Origin of the sequence: Proteus hauseri, from assembly GCF_004116975.1 — a bacterium.
Taxonomy (GTDB): domain Bacteria; phylum Pseudomonadota; class Gammaproteobacteria; order Enterobacterales; family Enterobacteriaceae; genus Proteus; species Proteus hauseri.
In genome coordinates, this window is the sequence record NZ_CP026364.1 from 593,400 (window position 1) to 617,944 (window position 24,545).

A 24,545-nucleotide genomic window follows, 5' to 3' on the forward strand; every position below is an offset into this window, starting at 1 on the left:
TTTACACCCCTAGCATTTGAGCAAATAAGAACGGCTGAGTGATTACCGCACCGTAAGTTGCGCCAGAATATTTTTGCTTCCAGCTTGAGGACATTGTGATAACTGGGTGAGCGCGAAGCTTTTCACTAAATGCACAATAACCAGCACTTTGACCTTGAGCGGTTTCAACAAACATCTGGATCAGTTCGCCAGCATCAGTGTCGTATTGTGGCGCGACTTCAATGCGTAGATTAGTGAACGTATCTTTAACCATTTTCTCAACGGAGTTGCCAAAGATTTCATTTGATTTTTTAAACCAAACGGAAGCTTTAGGGCTCATTGCAAGAACTAATGGAGATGCCATATCAACACCATCACCCACCGCGCCATTAGTACGAGCAATCAGGTCTGCGTAAAGCGACAGGATATCGTTATAGATATCAATAATTTGCTTATCTTTCCACTGCGTTTTTCCATCAACTGTAGCAGGGGTGATTGGTGCTGGTAATGCAGGGTCATTCAGAATGCCGTAGTTAAGCAAACCTTCAACACCATAGAAGTAGAACTTATTCTGCTCCTGATTCATGGTCCAAGCTGCAGCGCGTTGTTTTTCTGCAACATAAGGCAACATAGCTAAACCATATCGCTCTTGCTCTAACTCGCCGTAAGTTACCATTGTTTGATAACGGAACACTTGACGATTTTCCCATGCGTTTGTAACTTGGTTTGCACCTTGTTCGCTGTAATCATCATACGCGACCACGTCACCAGACTGCTCAACGCGCTGGATCATCATGGTATCTTGTGCCCATGAGCCTTTCTTTCTCTCACTTAAAATGTCAGTTGCTTTTTGCTTAGCAAAGATAGTGCGGACAATTTCAGGATCAATAAATGTCGAAACGATAGCAGGAATACCACCGTTCGCTGGCATGGACGGCTGAACTTCCGCATCCATAGCGAATTTAGTCACAGAAGGCGGTAGGTAAAAACCGCGAGATTCTGCTTCCTTCTTAAATGCTGAGAAATCAGCCTGTGTTAATTGTGGCATTATGCTTTGCTCCATGTAGAAATTACGAATAAATCACCAACAGCGGCAGCGCTTGCTACATACCATTCGGTTTCGATTGCGCCATCAACAGTTTCACCAGCATCACCAGTTTTGATTGTGCCGTCTGCTAATACCGCAAATACTTTCTGACCAACAATCGCTTGTGTTGCTGATTTAGCCCAAAAATCACCACCAACAATCGGAGATGCTTCACGCCCTTTCGGGATTAACAAGCTATTGCTTTTCAGGTAATCAATGGTGGCATTAGCATTGTTGTAGACAAAACCAACTGGTTTGCCAGTACCTTTGTTGTTTAATTTTTTAGGGTCTTTCGCGTCACGCCAAGCGAAACGACACATATTAAGGCCGTTATCACCTGCCTTGAACGCACCAGCACCGCCTGCCGCTGCAATAATTGGGCTATTAGATGCTGGTTGGCCTTCCTGACCTACACCTGAGTAAAGGCGAACACTTGATTGAAATGCCATAGTTATTTATCTCCATCAAAGAACTTGCGAACATTATCGCGAGAGGATGCCGCAATAGGTGCGGAGTCTTGAGCCATCGTAGGCACTTTTGAGTAGGCATTGAAAACAGAACGCAGTCCTGATGCAGGGATTGATGCGTAATCTTCACAGCCCATTTGCTTTAAAGCTGTCCGATAAACATCTTCTGCACTATCACAGGCTAGTTCTCCAACAACTGGACGAACATCACGCTCAGCTTGACGTAACTCCATAAATTTACGCTCTACGGCGCTAATGGCGGCATCCATAGCCATTTTGTTGTCTTTGGCTTTTTTGTCGTCATCGTTGTCATTAGCGGTTTTATTGGACTTATCATCTTTGCTATTGTCGTTATCCGCCGCCTTGCGGTCTTTTTCGCGATCTTTGTTTTCTCGCGCCTCACGCTCCTTGAGTTCTTTTTCTTCACGCTTTAAGCGCTCTGCTTCGGACTCATTATCTTTTTCAGCTTGTGTAGCTTCATCTTTAATGACATTTCCGACTTCTTTTTTAACTTCATCTGGATCTGCATCGCTAGCTAATTTAGGTAGCAAATACGCCCAAAGTTTTTCTAATTTTGACATCAGTTTGATTCCTATTGGTTTCGAGTCATAAACAAATACGTCGGGGCCTGCCCGACCACTTGGCACTATGGCCACATGGTTACAAACGATGTCACGCATTACGCCATCGTATGTTTCTCCCTCATACTCTCCCGCTGTCAAATCAAGTCGATAACGATAAGATGAGGAAATTTCTTTTTGCTTCTCCGTCTCCACTCCGAGAATTGAGTCCAGATCCCAAATAACCATTGAGTTTTTAAGATAAGTACCATCGAACTCTGCACGCTCTCCAGTAGAGCCGACAATCGCGTCTTTTGGTGGGTCAATAACGGTTACGCCGATGTGTTTATTGAGCACAGGTTTATTATTGAATGTACTGACGGCTTTCTTGAGCTCTTCTGGATCACGTAGTAGTCGATAGGCTTTATTTGGTTCTAAACCTAACTCTTCGGAGTTGGGTATTTCCTTGCCATAGTAGATGCAGACATTGGATTTACTGATCGGTGTTAATGCAACGTGCATCATCCCATCTTCGTCGTAAGTCCTGACGCTTGCTTTATCAAAGGCAAATTTCACATCTTTCATGGCTTACCTTTATTCAGACGTAAAAAAAGACCACCGAAGTGATCTGTTATTAGAACGGCAACACAGGTCGCCACACGCAACCGCAATTAGGCAATTGACCGGGCATAATATATTCGCCATCAATCAAGCAGCCTTCAGATAGCTTAAATCTCTTTCTTTCTCGACCTGCTTTAACGTGACTATGGCGAGGTTTATTACCACCACCACTATGCACCCACTCAGCCTCAACGATACCAGCAGTTTGCTGCCTTGCTGCCGATAACGCACTTGTTGCCTTGCGTGTTTGGTCACGAGCGATAAACTCAGCTCTACGCCGTGTAATGCCATGACGTTTGCCAAAGTTACGCTCTATTTCATCAGCAAGCATTTTTCTATCACCGCCACGAGCAACGGCGCGATATACCATGCCTTCTACTTCAGTAAAGTATTTCTCAGGGATAGAGCGGATAAGAGAAACATTCTCAGCAATGATCGCCTCACGCTTCTCTAACATGGCGTCAGTCCATTGCATATTGATAGTCATAGACTCGCGCCTAGCTGCAGCCAATAAACCTCTATCGACTGCGCTTTGCGTTTTATCCATTAACTCATCTGATATTGGAAGTGCCTTATTAATGAATCGGTCAACCCATTTTCTTGCTAGAGAATCAAGCAGTCTTTTGATAAAAGTAACAGGATTAGCATCCATGGCTAAATTAGCATCTTGAGCAAGAGGATTGTTGCGAATGGCGTTAACTATTTCGCGTCTAACCTCGTCGTTCATTTCTCTAATTTCGGCTAGCAACTGCCTTTGATACCACTTGATATTGCCAGCATTATAGTTAATAGGCTTCAGTCTCGTTGTCTTCTGGCTCATAATCACCGTCCAAGTTTTCGAAACCAGCACCCTCTATACCCTTGAGAGCATCCCTAGCTTCCTCTGAGCTAACCAACATACTGTCAGCAGCAACCGCCACAGCATCAACGCGAATCTTCGTGATTTCAGCGCGTTCTTTTTCGCTAATCTCATCAAGCGGCCTGAACTCAAAGTAAATATCCTCTTTTATTTCTCCAAACTCTGAAAGCTGGATAATCTTGAAGATATTCTCTAAAGGTCGTCTTAGATTTCCGTCCTGATACCCTGACACAGTTTCATGCCATGTAGATAACTCTGACTCACCCGAGGCATTTAAACCTGCTGGAGCGTTCCCTAGGAGTTTTAAATTGGTGATGCGCGAAGGAATACATAGTTGATCCTGATAGTTTGATAGCAGATTGGATAATTCACTTAGCGAAGTTTGCATGTGAATTAAATCTTCTCCTGTATCTATTACCCAAACACCGAAGTTATCCTGATATTGCGTAAACATCTTGATGCGCTTATCAAACTCGCCCGGCATTTGTAACCGCGCGTCCATATCAGTTTTAAGCGCCCTCATTCTCAATGTGCGGAGTATCTTGATTACGTTTTTCTTAGCATCACGCCAGTCAACAACGTAATCCTCCATTAACTGAGTGAGAGATAGCCCGCCAAAGTTGTAGGACGGCTTGAGAATATCTGGCACTGGGCGACTAACAATATCCATAAACCTTGATTCATGAACTGTTTTGCCCATAACAAACCACGCGCTTGGTTTATAGAAATCATCAGCCAACGGCCACTGCGTGTTGTACATGGCAGGATAAATCCAAGTCGGGTCAACAACTCTAAGGCCTTTTAGTGATCCTTTTGGTATCTTCCTTGGGTCTAAGAATAAAGGCTTTTCCAACTCATAATCTGTCTTTGCGCCAGCATCAATGTAAACATGAGCAACACCATACTGAGAGTCTTGCTTAACCGCATCGTGAATTAATCGCTTTACATCATATTTAACGAGTGCGTTTTCCATCAGTTCAATATCAGGATCGCCCTCTTTACGACTTTTAACTTCAATCCAGTTACGGGTCATCTCATCAGCGAATACACTGTGCATGTTTGAGTATTCTACTTGCTGAGACATTGCCGCTAACTGTGGATATCCACGAAACCCTGAATACTCATCACCAATCGACATCGTATTAAGCATGTCGTATGGCGTGGCATCCATTGCAAATACAGCTTCCTTTTTAGATTCAGGAACCACACCCGGCAATGGCTCATATCGCTCGAAGTGAGCATATTTCTTCTCTTCACCTGATGCGGAAGCTTTTTCTAAATCAATATCTTTAATCCTGAACGGTTGTTTTCCGACAGGCTGTTGTGTTTTTTTACTCTTGCTCATCGGAGTATCTCGTCTGGAATACGGAATGGTTGTTTAGCGCTAGAGAACGCCATAATGAACGCATCGGCTTTGTTTGGGCTTGGGATGCCTCGTTTCTTCATATCCTTTTTACTCTCAACCTTTACGCGCCCGTTATTGTCATAATCGACTTGAGGGCGTGATAATTCGGCTTTGAGGTATTCGATATCTTTCATATCGCTGGATATGCTAATTAACTGGTCATCGGTAAATTTATCGCCATGCTCGATAGCTCTCCAAGTGTTATAGAAGCGATCAGCAACTAATTGCCATTGCTGCGCTTTCAAATTGGAGAACATATCTTTATTTGTTTTGCCGGGCTTATAGTTGCTTTCTGGCTTCTCGACGGAAGCCCCTGCGTTAAACCCGACAGTAACAATGCGATTATCTTTGCGGTTAAATTGAGCCTTAACGCCAGCGCCAACGCCGATTGAGTCATAGATAACTGTATCTACGTTATTCTTAACCGCATCAGCATAGACCTTGTCAGCGCTAAATATGACGTCTTGACCTCGCCACTCTTCAACAGATAAAGCAACCGATCCATGACGAAGCACTATTGCGTTAGCATCTTCACCATCATCAGCAACGTCGAAACCGACAATTCGCTTACCTCTTGGCTCAAAGCCTAGTTTTATATGCGCATCGACAGCCGCCTCAATCCATGCTGGCTTGATAATTGCCAGTGCTGAATCTGCTACTGGTTCGCCAAGCCAGATATGTCGGTATAGTTCAGGATCACGTTCTTTGCACTCTTCCATTTGCTTGGGAAGTGGCGTGTCGTAAAAGTGGGGATTAACATCGTAATTAGCTTTGAGGACTATTGCGCCCTCTGGCGGCTTAACAACGAATCGCTGGTAAGTGTCATCAAGAATGTTCTTAGGGTTGAAGCTAACCCATATTTCCGCATTTTTATCACCACGAATGGAGGGCAGTAATACTTCCCATGAATCTTTGACTACCGCCTCAGCCTCTTCAATCCAGCAAATGCCAACACCCTGAATTGATTTAATCTTGGTGACGTTGTTTTTAATGCCAGCGAATACGAATGAAGCGCCAGTACCAAGGTGAATAATTGTATTCTTTTGTATCTCGAACTCGTTCGTGTAACCTAACCTGTCGATGGTTTCACAAAGCAACTTATGTACTGAGTCACTAATCGAACCCTGAAACTCACGAGTACACAAAATAACTGTTTTGATTCTGCGCGCGACTTCAATAGCTAGTTCCGCAAAGAAGTATGATTTACCACTACCTCGACCACCGTAAGCCACCTTATAAGGAGCGCTTGCTGCAAATGGCTTAAAGTAAGGGTTAGCCATCGAATATATCCTTGATAGAGCGATTCTCTACTTTCACGTCAGCGGTTAGGTCAACTTTATCTACGAAAGCACTGACATTCTTGTGCTTGCCTAATAACTCAAGGTTCTTCACTTTGTCAGGCCATTTGATTTTCTTCATGATGCCGACTAAATCACGCTCACCATCTTTAGACTCGAACATTTCAGCTAAGTCCATGCCACTTAATGATGTGCGCCAAACTTTTGGCCATTCATGAATAGGTTTAATGCCTCCGTTATCATGAAGGATATCCAGAACGTCCATTTGGTCTATTTCAACAAGCCTATTGAGAACGTAATCAGCAGTTATCTCTAATCGCTCACTGCGATCATTCATTAGTTCCTGAATTCGTTTTTCAATGTCAGGTTTTGTCAGGTTTTCATTCCCAACACTTCGTGCAGTTTTTTCGCTGTACCCCGCACGAATAGCCGCCTGTGTAGCGTTCAAGTCAACGAGGTACTCACGACAAAACATTTCCTGTTTATCGGTGAGTGCCATATCCATTCCTTTAAATTTCTTTAAACACAATTTCTTTCTTGTAGCAGAGCTTCACTAACCAAGTGCTGTTAATTAAAGCGCCGATAATAAACAATGGGTACATGTAACGGCGCAGTGTCATTTTGTAATGCAGTGTTCCTGTTTTCATATTCCACCCAATAAAAAAGGCCACTAGGGCCTATTCACCTACAAATAATAATTTTGGTTGAGTGAGTGAAAGTATTTGCTCATATTCCAATTGCAATGCTTTCTTCTCTTTCTTCCGCTTATTCATTAACTGGCTACCGAGGCGACCTTTCAATTCTGATTTAGCCGCTTTTAATGCATGACGATGTTGAGCCTCTTCGCCTAAATCTTTCCAGCGATTCATTTGCTCATGCATCCAGTTAAATGCTTGGATAAATTTTATCTTAATAAGCATCGCTGCTTTTCCTGTGAAACTCATCACCAGAAGCATATAGCCGTCTTTCGATAGTTTATACATTGGCTGGATATCACCATTTTTATCAATGTAATCAGTGGGCTCAAAATTGAGCTCAGCAAATTCCTCAGGGCAATCGTTGATTGTTTGCTTTATTTTCCTCAGTACATTCTTGTGTGTTTTACCAAAATACTCTGCAATCTTTTTGCTAGTCGTAAACACTTGACCATCAGATGCCATAACCATTTGTTGAAAATTAAATTCAGGGATAACCACTGTATTAGTCATAACGTATTACCTTCATTTGAAATGAACCCTCGTTCACATAGAAAATCAGCCCGTCGAAGCTCGCCAGCTATAACTGACTTCCTCGAAGGCTCATATCAAAGTGATTGGATTCGACGTTTTTGAATTGCTCTGTGAATGAGCGGTGAAATGCTTAGAGTTCGCAACCATCATCACGTATCACCACGTTAATCAAGTTGCTTCTAGTCTGTTCCTGGCAGTCAAGATAGTGATCACTCTTCTATTGGCGGAATTGCATCCATAAAAAAGCCCCGCTATTGCGAGGCATAATTAAGATTTTCTTTACTTTGTGGCTAAGGTCACTAGATCAATAAAGTCCTGACAGAACTCTAACCTGTGTCCGTGATCATCCACGAAGTTATATTTCTTAAAATGTTCTAATATTTCCTCGGGACTTTTCCCGTTAATAGGAGATTTAGAAATTGAATCGCGTTCCTGTTTCATCTTCAAACCTTCAATCAGTTGGTTATGATCAAGCCACTCAAACTTTGGAAGTAGCATTCCATAGTGGCAGTGTTTATCAGTACTTAAATGTTCCATCAAAGCTCCATCAAGGCCTAATGAATGCAAGTTCGAAAGGTCAATACCTTGATGTGAATATTAAAAAAGCTGGCTACAAATACCGTCAAATTAGCTAACTAGTTAAAGCGGGGACATCCTCGCTTTTTCAATTTCTCGTATTGCTTTCTTGTTGGGCTTTTAGTAAAGATTTTTCAGTGTCACTCTTTATTGCAGCTTTGATTATCGAAGCAATAGCAAAGAATGTAGCAAGTACGAACCAGCCAGAATATGCAGCAAAAGTTACATAAGCCACATCGGTTAATACATCATAAGTTCGCCACGCTATAGACTGGTGTTTGTGGTTTTTTGCGAATTTCTCTTTATCAACGAAGATAAGTAATATCCCCATGACAGCAAATAGCCACCCTGTGAAATACCCGATATTAGTTAGCCCTTCATTGTTCAGAGTCAACCCAAAATAAAGTGATGCAGCAACCACCACATCAATAAGAATTGCTAACAGCCTAGCCCTCATCGTAAACACTCCGTTTTAATGTAATTCTGCAAATACAAAGTTTGCTGTTCGTTCTCGACTATCATTTCTCTGAGACGTAGATAATCTTGTTCAACTGCTTTGTTAAGTCGTGCGGTGGCTTCATCGCTTCCGCTTTCGGTGGAATTCTTGGTGACTGTTGGACACTCGGCTTTGACGTACACCCGCTTATTGCCAGAGCTAACAGCGTCGCGAAGAGTATTGATTTCATTATTTGCACTGGCTAACTCCTGTGAGTGACGAATATCGAGTTGGTTTAATCGAGTGATACGGGCTTGGTAGTCTTTGTTGATGTTGATTTGTTGTGATAACTGATTGGTTGCTGTGTTGTAATCTTTGCTTAACTTGTCGTAATCATCCATCACCCACCACAGCCAGAATGCAGATATTGCCAGTAGACCAGCTAATACCTTAGTTAGCGTATTCATGCTGGATATGTCTTATGAGTTAATTGGAAGTGAGGGCCATCTTTAAATGTTTTCCAGTTACCGCCCCATTCGATATCAACGCTTAACTCTTTCGCAGCTTGCATCATGGCATCAGCTACTTTTTTAAAGTATGACCAATCGCTCCAAGGGATCTGATTATTTACCAGCGGAGCACAATCAACAGCGTGGCCAGTTAAGTGACGACTATTCATCGTTTGACTTTTACCACTTGCAACTAATTGTCGCTGTCGAGCTTCGTTGCGCTTACCTTCAATCACCATAAAATCAATATCGGTAATTTCTAATGCTCGATGTACTACCTTAACCAAATCAGGATGAACGCCACGGAGATTTTCTTCGCTACGTCTACTTAATCTAAACTTACTCACTTCCTGCCTCCTGTAAATTTATCCCAGAAGAAGTCCAATGCTAAAGAGCCGGCAGAACCACATAAGCCAGCCGTAAATAACGTGTAATAGAATGAGGCGTTAAGCTCTATTGATATAAGACCGCCCATCATTCCAGCAAAGCCAGATACGAACATTTGCATAATTGCCCCTACCCAACTCCACCGATACCCGTTACGTTTATTGTCAATAATGTATCTAGCCAATCCGCCGTATAGGGATATAGCGAATATGACACCCCATGCGGTGGCACTGAATTTGTCTTTCTCGTCCATTCGTGTCATACCGCCTCCTTTTTGGAGGAATTAGTTAATAGAACGCCGACTCACAGCTCTTGTGTGAATGTGAGGTGTTGTGATTGATTCTGTGGTCGGCATATACGAAAAAAGACCGCCTAAGCGATCTTCTGAATGAGTTGTTCGGAATAACCGAACATGTGAACTATCCGGAATTTCCGGAGAGTTGAACTTGTAAGGATTGCTTACAGGTTGCTATTCCCTCGAATTCGGGGGAATTAAAATAGAAAGGGACACCAGATGATGTTTTGATCGACGGATATCTGGTGCCACTAATCACACAACCCTCCAAAATGAAGAGTGTGCTAGATAGCAAAAAACCCCGCCGAAGCGAGGTCTTGAATGAGGTAAGTAAACTTAAGAGTCACGTAAAGCAACTTACCCTATAATTGTTGTCCATTTGTCCATTAATGTCAATAGCAAAGCTCAGCTATTTTCTTTACTTTATCTACACGTTTGCGATTATTCATTGCATTTCGCAGAGGTTCGTACAATAACCACTGAGCAGCTTTGAGTTTTTCGTCAACTTCTCTCCTGCAAGTTCTATGAGATGGCTTGGCGTACTTATTCCCTCCTCTCGTTTGCATTTTGCGTGGTTTTGCAACTCGGTGATAGTAAGATGCAATCGACAACTTAGATGAGCCATGAGCGTAATAACTTAGTAATATTCCATAAGCCTTTGTGTCGGTGGCGATGACTGAATCTACGACCTGAGAAATCAACATTCCTTCATCGTCATTGCACATAGGTCTTGATGGGTTTTTACTTGGCTCTACTGTTTGCATGAATTTATAAATCATGTTGATCATGCGAATATCAATACGACCAGAATATACCCACGCCCCCCACAGATTTAACCAACCATCTAGCCAGCGAAACTGCTCATCCGTTAATTCCCTTTCTCCGATATAGCTCATCTCGCCTCCGGTAATACTGTGTGATGTCTATCGCAACCTACCGAGTACATGATCCGGTTCCCAAACTGCTTTGCTTGGGTTGTTTCAACTATCCTCATGAAGCCATTGTTAAGCTGGATAACAGATAAATAACGCTTTGGTTTATTTCCTGTTCGTTCTGTCAACGCCCTAAACCTGCATTCTTCAATAGCTGCGATTAAGTCAGTGAACATCATCTATCTCCCATATCGTGATATCTAATGAGCCATTAGCAACCTTTTCACCTCGACGGATCCGCATATCATCAATTTGGCTATCATCGCCCCAAAATTCGGCATGAGTTAACGAATCGAAAACCGCTTTAGGCAAGTTATCGAGGTCTCTTTGTCGTTTATCTGGTGGATTTGCAGTGATGGCTATTTTGATGCGGGAAGTGGTTTTGACGTCTAGGTTATGTTGCTTGATGTAATCTGTTACTTGCTTTCGGTAGTTGGTGCCTTTGGTTGAGATGTAATGCCGCCCTCTACAATGCCGCCAGTACGTATTATTGCTCGGTGGCCACGGCAGCTTTAAGTGATACTCGCTCATGCCTTAATCTTACCCTCCTTGATGAGAATATCCTGAGTACGAATAACACCCTCTAAATGACATTGCTTTGCGTATTCCGCGTCAGTAATTCGTGTTCTTCGGTCTATTTCATCGTGACAAGCGCTACATGCCCAAGCACCAAAAATATCATTAGGTTTTATTCCGGTACCGCAAATGCCAGACATTCGATAATGAGCTAAGACGACAGTTTCAGAATTGCCATTACAGACACCAGGTATTCTTATTTGACATTCACGACCTCGAGCTTCTTTGCGTAACTTCGCCATCTCCTTCCCCTTTGATTTTTTCCATCACTTCCAAATGAGCGTATTCATCAGCACACTGGCTACATACGTAAATTTCTGCATCTGTTAGCTGTCTATTGCATGACATGCAGTTCATTTGATTTGCCTCATAGTTAGCCCATAACCAAACACTGCCCCAGTATCGATGTATTCCTGATTAGCGCGCTTTTCGATACCTTTAATCATTGGTGTGTGACCAAATAGAAATAGGTCCGCACCTTTAATCTCACGGATGTTATCGTCACCAATGCGCTCACGGCTCCAAATCACATACTGCTCATCTACTGGTTTGCCGAACTCGTATTCATCGGATGGATAATCAGCATGTGCAATGACAGTCTTTTTCCCATCTGTATTTACTTCGATAATAAATGGCAGTTTCTCTGCTCTGACTAAGCAGGCGCGGGATAAAATATCCTCCTCATAATTTTGCAGAAAAAACCAATTACCACCGTTGTATAGCCAGTTATTGACATCCCCACCATTAAACAAGGCATCAATAGCCATTTGCTCATGATTCCCACGTACCGCTCTAAACCATCTTTCATTAATCAGGTCTAGGCATTCTACATTCTGATCCCCCCTATCTATTAGGTCACCAACTGAAATCAATAAATCTTTTTCTTTATCAAAATCAATTTGATGCATATTCCTTTTTAATAAATTGAAGCATCCGTGAATATCACCAACCACCCAAATATGCCGATATTGATCACCATTGATTCGGAGGTAAATTCCGTTGTGTTCTTCTGTCATTCATCCAGCTCCCTTTTCAATTTCATATATTCAGAGTTATCAGGTATCGTCACGAAACAACCTATACCTACCGCCCAGCGTTCAACCTGCTCCATAAAGTGGAACATTTCACCTGTATCAAGTTTTGATGTTTTCCGAAGTGTCCTTACGCGCTCTGTAAGCTGTGTAGTAACGTCAACCATATCGACCACCTCATGACCTAAGAATGTATGCTTAAGCATCTCCTTAACGGTTTCAGGTGTGTAATTGGCGTTGTTCTTACATAGGTATTTGCTTATCTCTGTGCACCACAAATGAAAAGTTGCATTCTGAGATAATGAACGCTTGTTTTTCCAAGGCTTAATGATGATTCGGTGTGGTTGGTTTGTTGCTAGAGCTTCTTTGAGGTGTTGCCATGCTGCGGTTTTGGTTGATTCGTGGAAGAGAAAATCTGCTTCCAAGTTAGCCTCCTATTCATCGTCACCTTTTGGCTCTCGATAAATTACAATAACAAGTCCGTGTTTTGTTGTGACCCTTACCATTTGACTTTCATTTATTTTATCAAGCTCATAAGCCTCATAAAATTCAGCTATTGCAGCCTTCTTTCGTTCTTTTGACTTACGCTTGAAAAGCTTTCTGAATATCAAACTTGCGAACCAGCAAAACGCTTGTGTAACAATCCACACGTAGCCCATCATTGATAACGTGGCTACTATCCATTTGTATGTTTCATCACTCACTGTTAGCTCTCCTGTTCCAATCTCTAACTAATAACTCACGCTGTTCATCTGACGCTGGAACTTGAATAACGCTACCTGTTTCAAATATACAATCATCATCATGTTCAGCTTCTAGAAAGTGCCAACTTCGTGTACTTCTGATGCTTGCATCACATCCGCAAAAAGGGCATTTCTTGAGTTCGTTCATGCTATTTCTCCTGAAGGCGCTTGATTGACTCTACTTCTGCAAGCGTCAGACTATCGACTGAATATGGATTGTTGAAATAAACCGTCGCCTCTTTGAATGCCGTAGGAAAACCAGCTACTAGCGTCCCAATAACAACAATCGGGATAAATAAAATAACTAATAACCACTTGTCCATGTAGCACTCTAGCGAGTTCCATTCATCCACTTTTGAATGTTGATAAAATGACAATCTACGAGTTGGAAATAGCTTATTGTGAACTTTGCGTTTTATCTTCATCATTCACCCTCTGGCATTGTTATGTCTCTTAAGTACATATAGTGAGTGACTCTATGTATTGACTCCCAATTGCTATCATTCCCATAATCGCTAAATTCAAAAAATCGATAAGACTCTGCGCAATCAATCATCTCCATGAAATATGTTACAGTTCTAATTTTACAATCGACAATAATTAGTAATGGCTCGCCTATTTTTGGCAATCTCTCACTCACCTTAACCCAATTAGCTCCCTGCATTAGATGCCTCCTGCTGGCTCGAGGTAATCTTTAACTGATTACTTTCAAGCCTAAATAGTCTCGTCATAACTTTTTCACAACGATACGGCTTATGCATTTTTCGATTGCGATCCGCTGTCTTTTTCCCACCTCTCACATATCTACGCTTACGCATCATTGCTTCATCAGCGTAGAGCCACATCAGTTTTTTAAGTTCTGTTCCTTTCATCACTCAACACCTCTCTTAAAGTAGGTTACATTCTGTTAAAAATCCCTGAGTTAGAAACCTTTAGATACGCCCTTCCTCTTGGGAAGCATCGATTAAGTTTTCGATCCAAATTGTGCGTCTTGCTTTTTGGTTTGGCGCCATCAAAATAGAATAGTTTTACTTCTCGTGATTGCTGCTTATCGAGTAGTAATTCATAGTTTTTAAAACACTCATTGGATGCTGAATAGTCATAACCCTTGTGAAACAATATTCCTTTCATCTAAAAATCCTCACGATTCCCACTCATAGCCGACTTTAATTGCCTTGGCTTGCTCTAAGGTATTAGTCATTACTTTTGTGTTTGAAATATCACCCCAGCAATCACACTCAACTGGCGTTAGGTAATATTCATTTTCTGTTCCATCATCCGATTTGTAAGTGTGACGAACCGGATCACCTAATACCTTGGTGACAGTGCTTTTTAATAAGTTCATCTAAAAATCCTCTTGCGTGTTAAACGTTGGCACCTTGGAATCGGCGTTGTTGTGGTCTGCTACTTTGTTGACAGATGCTAGATGCTTGAGCTTGATCGGTGTCAAGAAAGTGGCCATTTTTGAATAATTGATAAACGGTTCCTAATTTCCCGAATCGGTTTTTTGTCACAATTATTTCTGCGTAAGCTGCTGCTGGAGAGTTCTCGTTATAGACTGCATCGCGGTAAAGCATGATGATGCTATCCGCATCTTGTTCTACGCTTCCTGAGTCTCTTAAATCCGCATTGGTGGGCCGTTTGTTTGGTCTCTTTTCAACATCACGAGATAGCTGGCTTAGTGAGATAACGGGCGTTCTGATGTTTTTAGCCAACCCTTTCAACGTTGCTGAAATATGAGCAATAGCCAAATCGTTACGCTCTGCGCGAGGCTTCTCGATCAACCCTAAGTAGTCAACCATGATCAACGATAATTCGGGATGACGTTTCTTGTGTCTTGTTGAAATTGCAGTGATTTGTTCAACGGTTAACTTGCTGGCATCGACAACCCAGACATTCAAGCCAAGTAAATTACCTGCCCCCATTGATACCCTTCCCCAATCTTCGTCACTCATACGAGATGGGTTTCTCAATGCACTAACAGATAAGTTCGCTGATCCTGCAATCTGACGCTCTACAATTTGCTGAGAATCCATTTCCATCGAGAAAATTAAAACGCCTTTTTTGGTGTCAGTGCCGATAACATTTTGAGAGGCAACGCCTTCTGTAATTTTCAGCGCAATTTCTGTTTTACCCATACCCGGTCGAGCGGCGATAATGACTAGGTCAACAGGATTGATACCCCCCATAATTTCATCTAATTCACGGATCCCAGTTTTTAGCGTGTCTGACTCCTCGCCTTTGTTAACACGTTCTTGTAAAACCTCTGTGTAATCTTCGATTAACGACGATACATGAACGGGAGAAATATCACCTTTCGATGAGTGCATATCAGATGCCTGAGCAAGAAAACTTTCCATTGCCTCACTGGCTTGTTCAATGGTTCCGTTTTCAATCACACCGCGCACAGAATCCATTAGCCGGATCATCGCTCTACGATTGTGATTATCGGTCACCATCTTGGCGTAGCCTTTCAGGTTGGCTGCGCTCGGACAATCCTTGGCTGTTTGGATAATACTAGCTAGATGCTCACTACCCATCCCTTCAGCAACCATCATCATATCGATGACACCGCGAGACTTAGCCTGTTTTTGAATAACTTGATAGGCTTCGCGATAGAACCTAACTGAAAATGATTCAGGCTCTAAAGTGGCTAAAACATCCGAGGCATCAGGTGTTAACCCTGAAATTAACAAACCGCCAATAACACTTGCTTCAAATTCCGTATTGATCACTTAAAACCCCCTGTCAGCAAATTTACCTTCTCGAACACCTGTCAACGTTGTTTCTCTTAGCAGATAATCAATATCAGCCGTCCAACCTGTATCGTTTTCACCAAAATAAAATGGCTTAGCCATTCGAACAAAAGCTCTAACGTAGGCTCGCCAACCATCAACATTTGCCGTTGCAAGGTTTTTGATTATCTTCCTGATCCGTGTTTTACGTTTCTCGTTAGCTTCAACAGCATGAGGTAGTCTGTCGCCAACTTCCTCGTTGTAGGCGTTGAGATATTCATCGTAGTTAATTGGAGTTGATTTTCTCTTGGTAGGTTTTACTGATTCCCCCCCTTTCACCTCGTGAGGGGTAAGGGGTGTATTACTTTCTTTCTTTTCTTTTGTAATAGTTTCTTTTGTGTTTAGCTGACTTGGCTTATGTGAATTAGCCGTTTTAGCTAATGTTTTATTAGCCGACTTAGCTAATGTTTCGCTAACTTGGCTAATATTGAAGTTCCACTCAGTAAAATCTTTGTTAATTCCAATTTTATTACCTGATGAAATAACAATATTCATAGCAATCATTTCATTCTTCGCTTTGCAAACATGAGTATGATGAATGCCTGTCATTTCAGCTATTTGAGTATTTGTAATACGGTCTAACTTTTTGCCGAAGCCGTATGTCTTTCTGATGATCGCCATAACGACTTTTAGTTGTCTCGCTGTTAAATCTGCACACATAACAGCTTCAAGTAGGTCGTTGGCTATTCTTGTGTAACCATCTTCAAGATTTGCCACTGTTGACCTCTCTTGCCGTCGTTGATTACCAAAATCCGCATATGCAACATTGCTATTCATCGCTCTTACCTCCTAGTACCTGTTGACGATGTTCAGTGCGTATTTTTGCGTCCTCAAGTATTTCTCTGAGGCACTTAACACCGTCCTGAGTAACCAATCTGTTAAAGCGATTTCTAGCGTTGTTTTTATGCACAGCACTATGATTAAATCGTTGTTTCATGGTATAATTCCCTTATTCCTAAGCTGTATCAGACAAGAGAAACCTAAATTTCTCTTGTCGTAATTACTGGTTATTGATACAGTGTATTTGTTAGTCTAAATGGTTAAATCCATTTGTTGAGAAGCCTCAGTGACCGCTGGGGCTTTTCTTTTAATCTTTCCCTTCACTTCAAGCATCTGAATTAATCTCTCTGCGTAATCACCTTCAATGACAACCTTTGTTGGTTTCTCGCTAATGGCGACTGAATCAGGTGGCAATCCAAGCTCTGTTATTGCTTTGCAAGCAAGCTCAAATATTCGATTTTTATCACGACTTGAAGTTGATGGATGAACGCCTAGCATTTTTGCCAGTCCGTTATTTCCGACTGAATACATTTGTTTTAGATAGAAGCTCATCAATTCATTTGACGAACATTCAACTTTGATAGTTTTTGATAGTTCCATTTGTTAAATTCCTTCTTAGATTACTTCCCATATTGGGAACAGCAGTAATGATCCGTGGCTCATTCCATATGAGCGGATTGTTTGCTCTGAGAATTTACTCTGAGCTGGCTAGTGATGTTAAAGAGCGTTTGTGTTACCAGTATTTATTACCCAAATCCCATAAGTGTGGTAAGTCAGGGCGAATGTCTTTTCCTTTAACTTGACCATTTGTAGCTTTAACAATTAACGGGATGTGTTCAGGTGATACTTTTGCCTTGTTATGTAGCCACTTAAAAACTGCTTGCTGTGTAATGCCACATGCTTCACCTAGTTTTTTCTGTGTCCCTACGATATCAATGGCGGTTTTAATTGCTTCATTCATAAAAAAACCTCCGTTGTTTATCTTCATATAATAAAACCTTAGTTGTTTTTAATCAACAACTATATTCGTTTGAATGACAACAACCTTGGTTGTATATTTATGACTATGAAAACTACTCTTGCACAACGATTAAAAAAGGCTCGAAGATTGTCTGGCCTATCTCAAAAGGAATTAGGTGAAGCTGTAGGTGTATCCCAAGCCGCAATTCAAAAGATTGAGGTGGGAAGCGCGCAAAACTCAACCAAGCTAATAGAAATAGCTAAGGTTTTGAGGGTCTCTCCTGAATGGTTGTCGTCTGGTAATGGCGATGATCCAACACTGCCTGCTATCCATACATCCGAAGTAAGTAATATAAATACCGCTACACATTCAGAGATTGGGTCTGGTGTTAGTAATGCTTATAAGGTTGAGATACTAGACATTCAAGCTAGCGCAGGACCAGGAGTGATGGTTATCGATGATTTCATTGAGACAATCACGGCTATTGAGTATTCAGCTGATGAAGCCAAAAGATTATTTGGTGGTAGACCTTCAAATACGATAAAGATGATCACTGTAAAAGGTGACTCTATGTCAGAAACATTTGAACCTAGAGATCAGATATTCGTAGATATAACCACAAACTTTTTTGACGGTGACGGGATTTATGTGTTCGTTCTGGATAACCAGCTCTACATAAAGAGATTACAGAAGCAGCATAAGCGCCTAGCTGTCATATCAGATAACTCAAGGTATGAGACTTGGTATTTAGATGAGGAAGCCATTAGCGGTCTTTATATCCACGCTAAAGTGCTAGTTAGCCAATCAATAAAATATAGGTTCCACGGTTAACCCAATGGCCTGACGACACGTTTTAATAATCTTATTTTAACCGATAGATGGCTATAAACATAACTACGATAAGTCCAATGCAAATAGCCAATAGGTTTCCATACTGGCTTTGTAATACTGCATTCGCCTTTTCTAATTCAATGATTTTGGCTTCCAAGTTAGGCATAGGAACCTCGATAGTGGATGAAATAGTTAAGTGGGTTATTGCAAATACTGAAAGGATTATATCAATCGTTGCAATAATTGCATCATACTTTATTGGTGTTTATTCGAACAGACGCAACGACCTGCGCAAAGAGTTTAATTCAGTTGCAGACCCTATCTACATAAGGCTCATTAAAGCCAAGAAAGATCTAGATTTAGGGCTATGTGTTCACCGTTCTTTAGTTAATGAAAAAGAAATATTAAATCTTTCTATCCATATGAAAGAAAAGGAAAGAGAAAAACTGATAGTGGCTTATAAGGAGTTTTGTGATGCTGTATCAATGATTAAGTGGGATAAGTATCACAAACCAACTTTAGAAGACGATGTAAGACAGCAGATAGTAGAAAGCCTTAAGCCTCTTATAGACTTAACAAAACATAGATAACCCCAGCCCTCCACGCGAGGGCTTTTTTGTGCTCTCTCCCCTCCAAAGAAGTGATCTGCATTCCAATCTGAGATTTATTTGAAAATAAATTACCAACAAAAACAACAAAATAAAACCAAGGTAATATAAAAACACCAATATAAACAACTTTGGTTGTTGACAACAAAACAACTATAGTTTTAAATATAACTCATCGAAGGCAAGGAGCCATAGATAAACAGGATGTTCGCTCTTTAACAATTAAGAACGCTCAGAATAAATTTTCAGAGCAACCACTGAGTGGTTTTTGGGGTGCGGTAGCCCGCTGTGAATCGGAAGTGAACTATTCGCGATAGTCATTACGGTTGCAATACGCCGTCAAGTGCCTGCTGAGTGCGCACGATGCAGGCAGGCTGACAGCAAAAGCTTAGGGCGCCATGTGTGAAGCATGGAGATAGCAAGTAGATTGCCCGCACCACCAAAGATCACTTAGGAGGCAAATATGGCAACAATAACTTTTAAAGAGAGCTCAAAAATTCGCAGGCGCAGAAGGCAAGGTGAGTTTTTGGCTCGAAAGATAGCTATGAGAAGTCGCTCAGTGGAAGAAATTTGGGATTCAATATTTGGCGTTGAGAAACCAGAACGCCCTGTTCTATCACTCAAACAAACAAAATACCAGCCGTCAGTAGATAACTGCTGCTTACCTAATGTAGCAGTATTTTCAGGAGTTAAAACAAAACAGCCGAACAGTGAATTCGGGGTTACGGCGAGGGGGTAGATATGACGTTATTTGAATTTATGAATAGCAGTAGAACGGATGGGTTTCTATGTAAGCGGGTTCACTGCAATGATGGATATTATGTAAGTATTCAAGCAAGTTATGGACACTACTGCTCACCGCGTCAAGACTTACCATCTGAGGATGATCAACTAATAAACGCCTATGCAGAATGTGATGATTGCTTTACAGAAACGGTTTATCCATACGTTCCAAAAGAGGTTGTTATTGCTTTGATTGAAAAGCACGGCGGAGTGAAAGTTAGTTAGCTAATTACAGTCCATTCCGTGGGCTGTGGTGAGTTGATTAATAGATAGGAGATAGAGATGGAACCAAGGGATTATCGATTTTATAAAATTAGCAAAGAAGCTACCGAGCAAATCAAAAAAGAAACTGACGAAATCCAAGCTAAACGGCAGAAACTACTCCACGAAGCCATTGAAAGTGTTGGAGCTAAAGGCGTTAGCTTTAGTAATTCATGGGGCGATAACGGAACAACCATTCGATCATTCGCTTTTAGTGTGGATAAGGAATTTGATTTTGCAATAAAGGAAATTCATAGAGCTAACGAATTAAAAGTTATTCGAGCAAAAGCTAACTCGAAGAAAGGTAAAGAGTTTAACGCCGCATTAGACGCAGCGAAAGATGAACTCAATGACAAGCTCAAAGATTTACCATGCTTTAAAGACTACATCATCAATAAGTTTGATATTCAATGCTGCTCTATTAGCCAGCACGGTAGCGGTGCTGGAATGCGAATGCTAGAGACGATTGTCGGATACCCACAAACCGACAAAAGCTTTCTTATTTGTGCCATACCAAATCATGAGAGAGGTATGGATAATCAACCAAACATTCCAGATTGCTTTGAAGAGATAACCTACGGCGTATTTTACGATTTATCAAACAGTAAATAGCATCGTGTTTAGTTAATAACGGAGGGGGTATGGCAACCCTCGGTCAGCAGTAACCCCACCACTTAATCATTCATATAAATAGGAAATCATCATGAGTCAGTGGATTAAATACTCAGAACAAAAGCCAGAAAAAGCAGGTGTTTATCTCTGGCGAATGGATAGTAAAACAGTTAAAGGCGAAAAGGTAATCGCAAGAAAACGAATGCGAAGTAGAGGTGCAGGTTATCAATCAGTCTTATCACCAGAGTTTGATTATTGGGATGGGTATCGTTTACATGTTCCAGGTGATCTTGAGTGGATGGAGGATGACGAAACAAATCCTGAGATAGCCTTCACAGGATGTGAGAATATATCTGAGTGTCCGTTTTGTAAGAAAGCCCCATCACTAAATGCATACAGCCATTTTATTTCACCTAAACCGCAAAGTTTAAATATATTCACCCTAAAATGTTGCGCTTGGAATGGTTCACCTACATATGATGACCCAAGAGAGCTAATAAAACGCTGGAACAACGCAGTATCTAAATAACCCCCATCAAACACATTTAATATCGCTATTAATAGTGAGGAATACGCACATAAGGAAGATAGGAAATGGCAAATGAATTAGTCGTAATCGAGCAAGCAACGGCGCTGGATTTGTTTACAGCACCTGAAAAAGTAAATCAGATGCTAGAGCGCATTAAATCTCTTGCAGAAGAAGAGCAAAAAGAACTCGATAGCGATTTATCAGTAGTTAAAAACCGAAAAGCATTTGCTTCTCTGGCGTACAAGGTCGCTCAAACAAAAAAGTATATCGACAAGGAAGGTAAAGCAGTTGTTGATAAGTTAAAAGAGCTACCTAAAAAGGTTGATGCTAGTCGTAAGCTATTTCGTGACGAATTAGATGCATTAAGCACAGACATCCGCAGCCCACTAACAGAGTGGGAAGCGCAAGAAAAGGCTCGTGAAGAAGCCGAAGCGCTTAAAAAGCAAATCGAGCTTGACCACGAAGAAGCGCTGCAAATGAACGAGTTGTTTGATTTACGCAAAGCCGAAGAAGAGCGCAAACGCATTGCTCGCGAAGAAGAAATGAAGAGGCAAGCTGCGGAACAGGCACGATTTGAAGCTGAACGTAAAGCACAGCAAGAAATTGAAGCAGCAGCTAAACGTGAACGTGAAGCTAGAGAAGCTGCTGAGCGTGCAGAGCGTGAAAAGCAGGAGGCAATTCAACGTGCAGAGCAAGCAGCAAAAGAGGCTCAGGAACGAGCAGAACGCGAGAAGCGATTAGCTATCGAAGCTGAGCGCAAGAAAGCACAGGAAGCTGAGCAAACACGATTAGCTGAGGAAGAGCGTAAACGTCAGGAAGATGCTAAACGTCAGGCTGATAAGGAACATCAGAAAGCAGTTAACAATAAAGCTATGCAAGGTTTAATTGATGCTGGCATTCCAGAAGAGTGTGCCAAGAATTGCATTATCGCTATCGCTAAAAACTTAGTATCAAACGTAAAAATTCACTACTAACCCACCGCACCAACACCAGAGAAACCAAATAACAATCGCTATCTCAATAGTGAGAATTTCGCATGAACATAGACACTATATTCAGCGCCCTACTTCTATTCGCAGTCATTTCATTAAGTCTAATTATCGCAAGGTAAATTATGAAAATTAACCAAGATATTTTCCGTCTGGCGCAAGCTCAGGCGCAGGTAGCTATTCGCCAGAAATGTGAGGATATCTGGTGGTTAGCAATGGAATTGCTCAAAGAAAGCTATCAGGAGGGTTTATGCAAATAGCCTTCAAAAATGCTCAAGGAATGAGGGTTAACACGGACGATAAAACAGTCATGGAATTTGACGACAGTAGCAAGCTCAGTATTGAGACAGGAAGTTTCAGTGAGCTGGCTAAGGTAACAGAAATCGACCCAGTTGAAGCTCTGCAATGGATTATGCAGTTCGACAAGGAAGAGATTGACAGGATTGTCAATGAAGCAAGCAAGGATGCACCTGTTTCTAAGATGAACCTACTAAGGAGGGTTGCGTGACTCAGCATCAACAATGGTTAGAAGAATTACGCAGGAAGCGTAAAGAATCGCAGGAACGCGAATACAGTGAGTTTATGTACCAAACGGAAGTGTTAGGACAGCAGGGATTGCCAATACCAATAAAGGACTTTGCAGGAGATTTTCAATGAATACATTTAGTAATAAGGCTTATCCAACCACGGCATACCCTCGGCATGGTGCCTCGATGCAAAAAAGGAATTTTGATGAGGCTCTTGCTCACGCTATCGCTGTAATAGATGGAAAAGCGCCAAATGATACGCCATCAATGCAAGAGCAGAAGTTAGCAATGCAATTACATTGCATGAATCTCGAAGCATCGAAAAATCACCCTCCTCTGCCTCCTCACATTCAAGCGTTACGTGATGCAGAAAGGAAGTCATCATTTAGTGAAAACATTGATGTCGATTATTACGGGGGTAATAAGCGTCCTGGTCAATATCTTGGAGATTAATATGACCGCTGTATACAAAGCAATAAGCAATGTTGCCAAGGAAATGGCAGAAATAGGAATTAAAAAGGAAAGTAAAAATCAACAGCAAGGATTTATGTTCAGAGGGATTGACGCAGTATATAACGCGCTCGCCCCTGCTCTAGTTAAGCATGGATTACTTATTCTTCCACGGATCATTGAGCGCTCAGTCACGGAAAGACAAACGCAAAGAGGTGGTCAGTTATTCTACGTTGTGGTTAAGGCTGAATTTGATTTTGTTGCCACGGAAGATGGCAGTAAGCACACGGTAGTGACCTATGGTGAGGCTATGGATAGCGGAGATAAAGCCACAAACAAAGCCATGTCTATCGCGTATAAATACGCGGCATTTCAGGCATTCTGTATTCCAACAGAAGAAACAGCAATTGATGCAGATGCTGAAGCTCATAATGTAGCGCCACGGACGGCAGAGCAAGTATTGGCTGATTACACCAATTTTCTTGGCGCAGCGACAAATCAGTCACAAATCATGGATGAGTACAAAAAAGCATGGAATACATTGGCTGGCACTGAATCACAAAAGGAATGTGAACGTGTGACAGGTATTCGAATTAAAGAACTAAAAGGGGCTGCATAATGGCAAGTAAAGGCGTAAACAAAGTTATTCTTATCGGTAATTTAGGGCAGGATCCAGAAATCCGTTATATGCCTAGTGGTGGTGCAGTAGCAAACCTGACACTAGCCACATCGGAATCGTGGCGCGACAAACAAACTGGTGAGATGAAGGAAAAAACAGAGTGGCATCGAGTATGCATCTTCGGCAAATTAGCAGAAATTGCAGGTGAATATCTGAAAAAAGGAAGTCAGGTATATATCGAAGGTTCTCTACAAACCAGAAAATGGCAAGACCAAGGCGGGCAAGACCGACACACAACGGAAGTAGTAGTCAATATTGGTGGAACAATGCAGATGCTAGGCGGTAACGGTGGTAATCAGGCAGGAAGCCAGAATCCACAGTCGCAAGGATGGGGTCAACCACAGCAACCGCAGAAGCCAGCACCACAAAATGAACCACCTCAAGATTGGGATGATCAAAAAATACCCTTCTAACCACCCTACCCGTTTAACCAAAGGATATAACCATGAGTATTGATTACGAGCCAAAGTTGATTGTTGGCACTGATATGGAAAAGGTAACTATTGATGAGGAGTCAATCGAATATTTACTGAATGACGACTACACACAACACGGGTCATACTTCAGTGGTCGATTTAGTTTTATTGGTAAAGAGGTGAGCGAAGAAGAAATTAAGAACCCTGATTTCGTGTATAGATATATATCACTCAAACACGAAGTAGCAAAAGAGCTAGGCGTTACACCTGATGATATCACGTTAAAAAATGGCGTTTTAATCATGTAATTAACCAACGGACTCAGTGCAAGGAT

42 protein-coding genes are annotated in these 24,545 nt (G+C 41.6%); 15 read left to right on the top strand and 27 right to left on the bottom strand.

What is annotated here, in order from left to right; translation table 11 throughout:
• Position 1: 1 nt before the first annotated feature.
• The 8 genes from PH4a_RS02800 to PH4a_RS02835 all read right to left on the bottom strand — a co-directional run bounded on the left by PH4a_RS02800 (position 2) and on the right by PH4a_RS02835 (position 7,484).
• Positions 2 to 1,027: a hypothetical protein gene (locus tag PH4a_RS02800; protein ID WP_129037609.1), complete on the bottom strand. Its 1,026-nt coding sequence runs from the start codon at positions 1,025 to 1,027 to the stop codon at positions 2 to 4.
• Entirely contained in the window at positions 1,027 to 1,515 is a 489-nt protein-coding gene (locus PH4a_RS02805; protein ID WP_129037612.1) for a structural cement protein Gp24, read from the bottom strand. Before PH4a_RS02805 ends, PH4a_RS02800 begins: the two co-directional genes overlap by 1 nt.
• Positions 1,516 to 1,517: 2 nt before the next feature.
• Positions 1,518 to 2,678: a DUF2213 domain-containing protein gene (locus PH4a_RS02810; RefSeq protein ID WP_129037614.1), complete on the bottom strand. Its 1,161-nt coding sequence runs from the start codon at positions 2,676 to 2,678 to the stop codon at positions 1,518 to 1,520.
• 49 nt (positions 2,679 to 2,727) lie between these two features.
• Positions 2,728 to 3,534: a phage head morphogenesis protein gene (locus tag PH4a_RS02815; protein ID WP_244212925.1), complete on the bottom strand. Its 807-nt coding sequence runs from the start codon at positions 3,532 to 3,534 to the stop codon at positions 2,728 to 2,730.
• The gene (locus PH4a_RS02820) at positions 3,500 to 4,918 is read right to left on the bottom strand and encodes a phage portal protein (protein ID WP_129037616.1); all 1,419 of its coding nucleotides are present in this window, start codon (positions 4,916 to 4,918) and stop codon (positions 3,500 to 3,502) included. Before PH4a_RS02820 ends, PH4a_RS02815 begins: the two co-directional genes overlap by 35 nt.
• Complete coding sequence (locus PH4a_RS02825) at positions 4,915 to 6,258, bottom strand: PBSX family phage terminase large subunit (protein WP_129037618.1); 1,344 nt, start codon at positions 6,256 to 6,258, stop codon at positions 4,915 to 4,917. The genes PH4a_RS02820 and PH4a_RS02825 overlap by 4 nt, the downstream gene beginning before the upstream one ends.
• Positions 6,251 to 6,775, bottom strand: coding sequence for a terminase small subunit (locus PH4a_RS02830; protein WP_129037620.1), 525 nt, complete (start codon positions 6,773 to 6,775; stop codon positions 6,251 to 6,253). The genes PH4a_RS02825 and PH4a_RS02830 overlap by 8 nt, the downstream gene beginning before the upstream one ends.
• A gap of 178 nt (positions 6,776 to 6,953) precedes the next feature.
• Positions 6,954 to 7,484: a Rha family transcriptional regulator gene (locus PH4a_RS02835; RefSeq protein WP_129037081.1), complete on the bottom strand. Its 531-nt coding sequence runs from the start codon at positions 7,482 to 7,484 to the stop codon at positions 6,954 to 6,956.
• A gap of 440 nt (positions 7,485 to 7,924) precedes the next feature.
• On the opposite strand from PH4a_RS02835, the gene PH4a_RS02840 reads away from it, so the two are divergent.
• A complete protein-coding gene (locus PH4a_RS02840; RefSeq protein ID WP_129037083.1) occupies positions 7,925 to 8,140 on the top strand; it encodes a KTSC domain-containing protein in 216 nt (71 codons plus the stop codon).
• 29 nt (positions 8,141 to 8,169) lie between these two features.
• Here PH4a_RS02840 and PH4a_RS02845 read toward each other — a convergent pair whose 3' ends face one another.
• The 19 genes from PH4a_RS02845 to PH4a_RS02940 form a co-directional block, all read right to left on the bottom strand.
• A complete protein-coding gene (locus tag PH4a_RS02845) occupies positions 8,170 to 8,538 on the bottom strand; it encodes a hypothetical protein (RefSeq protein WP_129037085.1) in 369 nt (122 codons plus the stop codon).
• The gene (locus tag PH4a_RS02850) at positions 8,535 to 8,984 is read right to left on the bottom strand and encodes a lysis protein (RefSeq protein WP_129037087.1); all 450 of its coding nucleotides are present in this window, start codon (positions 8,982 to 8,984) and stop codon (positions 8,535 to 8,537) included. Before PH4a_RS02850 ends, PH4a_RS02845 begins: the two co-directional genes overlap by 4 nt.
• Positions 8,981 to 9,373: a M15 family metallopeptidase gene (locus PH4a_RS02855; protein ID WP_064720840.1), complete on the bottom strand. Its 393-nt coding sequence runs from the start codon at positions 9,371 to 9,373 to the stop codon at positions 8,981 to 8,983. The genes PH4a_RS02850 and PH4a_RS02855 overlap by 4 nt, the downstream gene beginning before the upstream one ends.
• Complete coding sequence (locus PH4a_RS02860; protein WP_064720841.1) at positions 9,370 to 9,675, bottom strand: phage holin family protein; 306 nt, start codon at positions 9,673 to 9,675, stop codon at positions 9,370 to 9,372. The genes PH4a_RS02855 and PH4a_RS02860 overlap by 4 nt, the downstream gene beginning before the upstream one ends.
• A gap of 425 nt (positions 9,676 to 10,100) precedes the next feature.
• The gene (locus PH4a_RS02865; protein WP_129037089.1) at positions 10,101 to 10,604 is read right to left on the bottom strand and encodes an antiterminator Q family protein; all 504 of its coding nucleotides are present in this window, start codon (positions 10,602 to 10,604) and stop codon (positions 10,101 to 10,103) included.
• Positions 10,605 to 10,805: 201 nt separating this feature from the next.
• Positions 10,806 to 11,171: a RusA family crossover junction endodeoxyribonuclease gene (locus PH4a_RS02875; protein ID WP_129037091.1), complete on the bottom strand. Its 366-nt coding sequence runs from the start codon at positions 11,169 to 11,171 to the stop codon at positions 10,806 to 10,808.
• Positions 11,168 to 11,458: a DUF1364 domain-containing protein gene (locus PH4a_RS02880; RefSeq protein ID WP_129037093.1), complete on the bottom strand. Its 291-nt coding sequence runs from the start codon at positions 11,456 to 11,458 to the stop codon at positions 11,168 to 11,170. Before PH4a_RS02880 ends, PH4a_RS02875 begins: the two co-directional genes overlap by 4 nt.
• Positions 11,459 to 11,569: 111 nt before the next feature.
• Positions 11,570 to 12,232, bottom strand: a complete 663-nt coding sequence (locus PH4a_RS02885) for a metallophosphoesterase (RefSeq protein ID WP_129037622.1) — start codon at positions 12,230 to 12,232, stop codon at positions 11,570 to 11,572.
• The gene (locus PH4a_RS02890) at positions 12,229 to 12,672 is read right to left on the bottom strand and encodes a YbcN family protein (protein ID WP_129037624.1); all 444 of its coding nucleotides are present in this window, start codon (positions 12,670 to 12,672) and stop codon (positions 12,229 to 12,231) included. The genes PH4a_RS02885 and PH4a_RS02890 overlap by 4 nt, the downstream gene beginning before the upstream one ends.
• A 9-nt stretch (positions 12,673 to 12,681) precedes the next feature.
• Positions 12,682 to 12,951, bottom strand: a complete 270-nt coding sequence (locus tag PH4a_RS02895) for a DUF4752 family protein (protein ID WP_064497299.1) — start codon at positions 12,949 to 12,951, stop codon at positions 12,682 to 12,684.
• Positions 12,944 to 13,138, bottom strand: coding sequence for a Lar family restriction alleviation protein (locus PH4a_RS02900; protein WP_129037101.1), 195 nt, complete (start codon positions 13,136 to 13,138; stop codon positions 12,944 to 12,946). The genes PH4a_RS02895 and PH4a_RS02900 overlap by 8 nt, the downstream gene beginning before the upstream one ends.
• Position 13,139: 1 nt before the next feature.
• Positions 13,140 to 13,418, bottom strand: a complete 279-nt coding sequence (locus tag PH4a_RS02905; protein ID WP_129037103.1) for a hypothetical protein — start codon at positions 13,416 to 13,418, stop codon at positions 13,140 to 13,142.
• Positions 13,415 to 13,654 carry a DUF551 domain-containing protein gene (locus tag PH4a_RS18465; RefSeq protein ID WP_129037105.1) on the bottom strand — a complete coding sequence of 80 codons (240 nt, stop codon included), beginning with the start codon at positions 13,652 to 13,654 and terminating at the stop codon, positions 13,415 to 13,417. The genes PH4a_RS02905 and PH4a_RS18465 overlap by 4 nt, the downstream gene beginning before the upstream one ends.
• Positions 13,641 to 13,862 carry a MarR family transcriptional regulator gene (locus PH4a_RS02915; RefSeq protein ID WP_129037107.1) on the bottom strand — a complete coding sequence of 74 codons (222 nt, stop codon included), beginning with the start codon at positions 13,860 to 13,862 and terminating at the stop codon, positions 13,641 to 13,643. The genes PH4a_RS18465 and PH4a_RS02915 overlap by 14 nt, the downstream gene beginning before the upstream one ends.
• 269 nt (positions 13,863 to 14,131) lie before the next feature.
• Positions 14,132 to 14,335: a hypothetical protein gene (locus PH4a_RS02920; RefSeq protein ID WP_123822269.1), complete on the bottom strand. Its 204-nt coding sequence runs from the start codon at positions 14,333 to 14,335 to the stop codon at positions 14,132 to 14,134.
• A 19-nt stretch (positions 14,336 to 14,354) separates the two neighbouring features.
• Positions 14,355 to 15,722, bottom strand: a complete 1,368-nt coding sequence (locus PH4a_RS02925) for a replicative DNA helicase (protein WP_129041781.1) — start codon at positions 15,720 to 15,722, stop codon at positions 14,355 to 14,357.
• A 3-nt stretch (positions 15,723 to 15,725) separates the two neighbouring features.
• Positions 15,726 to 16,562, bottom strand: coding sequence for a replication protein (locus PH4a_RS02930; protein ID WP_129037626.1), 837 nt, complete (start codon positions 16,560 to 16,562; stop codon positions 15,726 to 15,728).
• Between the two features lie 255 nt (positions 16,563 to 16,817).
• Positions 16,818 to 17,165, bottom strand: coding sequence for a hypothetical protein (locus PH4a_RS02935; protein WP_110229455.1), 348 nt, complete (start codon positions 17,163 to 17,165; stop codon positions 16,818 to 16,820).
• Positions 17,166 to 17,298: 133 nt separating this feature from the next.
• A complete protein-coding gene (locus tag PH4a_RS02940) occupies positions 17,299 to 17,526 on the bottom strand; it encodes a transcriptional regulator (RefSeq protein ID WP_036907955.1) in 228 nt (75 codons plus the stop codon).
• Between the two features lie 105 nt (positions 17,527 to 17,631).
• Between PH4a_RS02940 and PH4a_RS02945 the strand changes: the two genes are divergently transcribed.
• From PH4a_RS02945 to PH4a_RS03000, 14 genes are all read left to right on the top strand, one after another.
• Positions 17,632 to 18,357, top strand: a complete 726-nt coding sequence (locus PH4a_RS02945) for an XRE family transcriptional regulator (protein ID WP_129041783.1) — start codon at positions 17,632 to 17,634, stop codon at positions 18,355 to 18,357.
• A gap of 179 nt (positions 18,358 to 18,536) precedes the next feature.
• The gene (locus PH4a_RS02950) at positions 18,537 to 18,947 is read left to right on the top strand and encodes a hypothetical protein (protein ID WP_129037628.1); all 411 of its coding nucleotides are present in this window, start codon (positions 18,537 to 18,539) and stop codon (positions 18,945 to 18,947) included.
• 481 nt (positions 18,948 to 19,428) lie between these two features.
• The gene (locus tag PH4a_RS02955) at positions 19,429 to 19,704 is read left to right on the top strand and encodes a hypothetical protein (protein ID WP_129037630.1); all 276 of its coding nucleotides are present in this window, start codon (positions 19,429 to 19,431) and stop codon (positions 19,702 to 19,704) included.
• A 2-nt stretch (positions 19,705 to 19,706) separates the two neighbouring features.
• Positions 19,707 to 19,973, top strand: a complete 267-nt coding sequence (locus PH4a_RS02960; RefSeq protein ID WP_129037632.1) for a hypothetical protein — start codon at positions 19,707 to 19,709, stop codon at positions 19,971 to 19,973.
• 57 nt (positions 19,974 to 20,030) lie between these two features.
• Positions 20,031 to 20,621, top strand: a complete 591-nt coding sequence (locus tag PH4a_RS02965; RefSeq protein ID WP_129037634.1) for a DUF5420 family protein — start codon at positions 20,031 to 20,033, stop codon at positions 20,619 to 20,621.
• Between the two features lie 91 nt (positions 20,622 to 20,712).
• Entirely contained in the window at positions 20,713 to 21,150 is a 438-nt protein-coding gene (locus PH4a_RS02970) for a hypothetical protein (protein WP_129037636.1), read from the top strand.
• 65 nt (positions 21,151 to 21,215) lie between these two features.
• Positions 21,216 to 22,124 (top strand): cell envelope biogenesis protein TolA, encoded by a 909-nt coding sequence (locus PH4a_RS02975; RefSeq protein ID WP_129037638.1) that lies wholly within the window; start codon positions 21,216 to 21,218, stop codon positions 22,122 to 22,124.
• A gap of 140 nt (positions 22,125 to 22,264) precedes the next feature.
• Positions 22,265 to 22,399, top strand: a complete 135-nt coding sequence (locus PH4a_RS18415) for a hypothetical protein (RefSeq protein ID WP_255310961.1) — start codon at positions 22,265 to 22,267, stop codon at positions 22,397 to 22,399.
• Positions 22,390 to 22,647 (top strand): hypothetical protein, encoded by a 258-nt coding sequence (locus tag PH4a_RS02980; RefSeq protein ID WP_129037640.1) that lies wholly within the window; start codon positions 22,390 to 22,392, stop codon positions 22,645 to 22,647. Before PH4a_RS18415 ends, PH4a_RS02980 begins: the two co-directional genes overlap by 10 nt.
• A complete protein-coding gene (locus PH4a_RS18115) occupies positions 22,644 to 22,796 on the top strand; it encodes a hypothetical protein (protein ID WP_164971520.1) in 153 nt (50 codons plus the stop codon). Before PH4a_RS02980 ends, PH4a_RS18115 begins: the two co-directional genes overlap by 4 nt.
• Positions 22,793 to 23,119: a hypothetical protein gene (locus tag PH4a_RS02985; RefSeq protein WP_129037643.1), complete on the top strand. Its 327-nt coding sequence runs from the start codon at positions 22,793 to 22,795 to the stop codon at positions 23,117 to 23,119. Before PH4a_RS18115 ends, PH4a_RS02985 begins: the two co-directional genes overlap by 4 nt.
• A 1-nt stretch (position 23,120) precedes the next feature.
• Entirely contained in the window at positions 23,121 to 23,735 is a 615-nt protein-coding gene (locus PH4a_RS02990; RefSeq protein ID WP_129037645.1) for an ERF family protein, read from the top strand.
• Entirely contained in the window at positions 23,735 to 24,208 is a 474-nt protein-coding gene (locus PH4a_RS02995; protein WP_129037647.1) for a single-stranded DNA-binding protein, read from the top strand. Before PH4a_RS02990 ends, PH4a_RS02995 begins: the two co-directional genes overlap by 1 nt.
• 32 nt (positions 24,209 to 24,240) lie before the next feature.
• Positions 24,241 to 24,519 (top strand): hypothetical protein, encoded by a 279-nt coding sequence (locus tag PH4a_RS03000; RefSeq protein WP_129037649.1) that lies wholly within the window; start codon positions 24,241 to 24,243, stop codon positions 24,517 to 24,519.
• Positions 24,520 to 24,545 lie beyond the last annotated feature (26 nt).

Bases quoted from the DNA above. Each gene is read 5' to 3' on its own strand.
- PH4a_RS02800 (WP_129037609.1), bottom strand. From the start codon at position 1,027: ATGCCACAATTAACACAGGCTGATTTCTCAGCATTTAAGAAGGAAGCA.
- PH4a_RS02805 (WP_129037612.1), bottom strand. From the start codon at position 1,515: ATGGCATTTCAATCAAGTGTTCGCCTTTACTCAGGTGTAGGTCAGGAA.
- PH4a_RS02810 (WP_129037614.1), bottom strand. From the start codon at position 2,678: ATGAAAGATGTGAAATTTGCCTTTGATAAAGCAAGCGTCAGGACTTAC.
- PH4a_RS02815 (WP_244212925.1), bottom strand. From the start codon at position 3,534: ATGAGCCAGAAGACAACGAGACTGAAGCCTATTAACTATAATGCTGGC.
- PH4a_RS02820 (WP_129037616.1), bottom strand. From the start codon at position 4,918: ATGAGCAAGAGTAAAAAAACACAACAGCCTGTCGGAAAACAACCGTTC.
- PH4a_RS02825 (WP_129037618.1), bottom strand. From the start codon at position 6,258: ATGGCTAACCCTTACTTTAAGCCATTTGCAGCAAGCGCTCCTTATAAG.
- PH4a_RS02830 (WP_129037620.1), bottom strand. From the start codon at position 6,775: ATGGCACTCACCGATAAACAGGAAATGTTTTGTCGTGAGTACCTCGTT.
- PH4a_RS02835 (WP_129037081.1), bottom strand. From the start codon at position 7,484: ATGACTAATACAGTGGTTATCCCTGAATTTAATTTTCAACAAATGGTT.
- PH4a_RS02845 (WP_129037085.1), bottom strand. From the start codon at position 8,538: ATGAGGGCTAGGCTGTTAGCAATTCTTATTGATGTGGTGGTTGCTGCA.
- PH4a_RS02850 (WP_129037087.1), bottom strand. From the start codon at position 8,984: ATGAATACGCTAACTAAGGTATTAGCTGGTCTACTGGCAATATCTGCA.
- PH4a_RS02860 (WP_064720841.1), bottom strand. From the start codon at position 9,675: ATGACACGAATGGACGAGAAAGACAAATTCAGTGCCACCGCATGGGGT.
- PH4a_RS02865 (WP_129037089.1), bottom strand. From the start codon at position 10,604: ATGAGCTATATCGGAGAAAGGGAATTAACGGATGAGCAGTTTCGCTGG.
- PH4a_RS02875 (WP_129037091.1), bottom strand. From the start codon at position 11,171: ATGAGCGAGTATCACTTAAAGCTGCCGTGGCCACCGAGCAATAATACG.
- PH4a_RS02880 (WP_129037093.1), bottom strand. From the start codon at position 11,458: ATGGCGAAGTTACGCAAAGAAGCTCGAGGTCGTGAATGTCAAATAAGA.
- PH4a_RS02885 (WP_129037622.1), bottom strand. From the start codon at position 12,232: ATGACAGAAGAACACAACGGAATTTACCTCCGAATCAATGGTGATCAA.
- PH4a_RS02900 (WP_129037101.1), bottom strand. From the start codon at position 13,138: ATGAACGAACTCAAGAAATGCCCTTTTTGCGGATGTGATGCAAGCATC.
- PH4a_RS02905 (WP_129037103.1), bottom strand. From the start codon at position 13,418: ATGATGAAGATAAAACGCAAAGTTCACAATAAGCTATTTCCAACTCGT.
- PH4a_RS18465 (WP_129037105.1), bottom strand. From the start codon at position 13,654: ATGCAGGGAGCTAATTGGGTTAAGGTGAGTGAGAGATTGCCAAAAATA.
- PH4a_RS02915 (WP_129037107.1), bottom strand. From the start codon at position 13,862: ATGAAAGGAACAGAACTTAAAAAACTGATGTGGCTCTACGCTGATGAA.
- PH4a_RS02920 (WP_123822269.1), bottom strand. From the start codon at position 14,335: ATGAACTTATTAAAAAGCACTGTCACCAAGGTATTAGGTGATCCGGTT.
- PH4a_RS02930 (WP_129037626.1), bottom strand. From the start codon at position 16,562: ATGAATAGCAATGTTGCATATGCGGATTTTGGTAATCAACGACGGCAA.
- PH4a_RS02935 (WP_110229455.1), bottom strand. From the start codon at position 17,165: ATGGAACTATCAAAAACTATCAAAGTTGAATGTTCGTCAAATGAATTG.
- PH4a_RS02940 (WP_036907955.1), bottom strand. From the start codon at position 17,526: ATGAATGAAGCAATTAAAACCGCCATTGATATCGTAGGGACACAGAAA.
- PH4a_RS02945 (WP_129041783.1), top strand. From the start codon at position 17,632: ATGAAAACTACTCTTGCACAACGATTAAAAAAGGCTCGAAGATTGTCT.
- PH4a_RS02955 (WP_129037630.1), top strand. From the start codon at position 19,429: ATGGCAACAATAACTTTTAAAGAGAGCTCAAAAATTCGCAGGCGCAGA.
- PH4a_RS02960 (WP_129037632.1), top strand. From the start codon at position 19,707: ATGACGTTATTTGAATTTATGAATAGCAGTAGAACGGATGGGTTTCTA.
- PH4a_RS02965 (WP_129037634.1), top strand. From the start codon at position 20,031: ATGGAACCAAGGGATTATCGATTTTATAAAATTAGCAAAGAAGCTACC.
- PH4a_RS02970 (WP_129037636.1), top strand. From the start codon at position 20,713: ATGAGTCAGTGGATTAAATACTCAGAACAAAAGCCAGAAAAAGCAGGT.
- PH4a_RS02975 (WP_129037638.1), top strand. From the start codon at position 21,216: ATGGCAAATGAATTAGTCGTAATCGAGCAAGCAACGGCGCTGGATTTG.
- PH4a_RS18415 (WP_255310961.1), top strand. From the start codon at position 22,265: ATGAAAATTAACCAAGATATTTTCCGTCTGGCGCAAGCTCAGGCGCAG.
- PH4a_RS02980 (WP_129037640.1), top strand. From the start codon at position 22,390: ATGCAAATAGCCTTCAAAAATGCTCAAGGAATGAGGGTTAACACGGAC.
- PH4a_RS02985 (WP_129037643.1), top strand. From the start codon at position 22,793: ATGAATACATTTAGTAATAAGGCTTATCCAACCACGGCATACCCTCGG.
- PH4a_RS02990 (WP_129037645.1), top strand. From the start codon at position 23,121: ATGACCGCTGTATACAAAGCAATAAGCAATGTTGCCAAGGAAATGGCA.
- PH4a_RS02995 (WP_129037647.1), top strand. From the start codon at position 23,735: ATGGCAAGTAAAGGCGTAAACAAAGTTATTCTTATCGGTAATTTAGGG.
- PH4a_RS03000 (WP_129037649.1), top strand. From the start codon at position 24,241: ATGAGTATTGATTACGAGCCAAAGTTGATTGTTGGCACTGATATGGAA.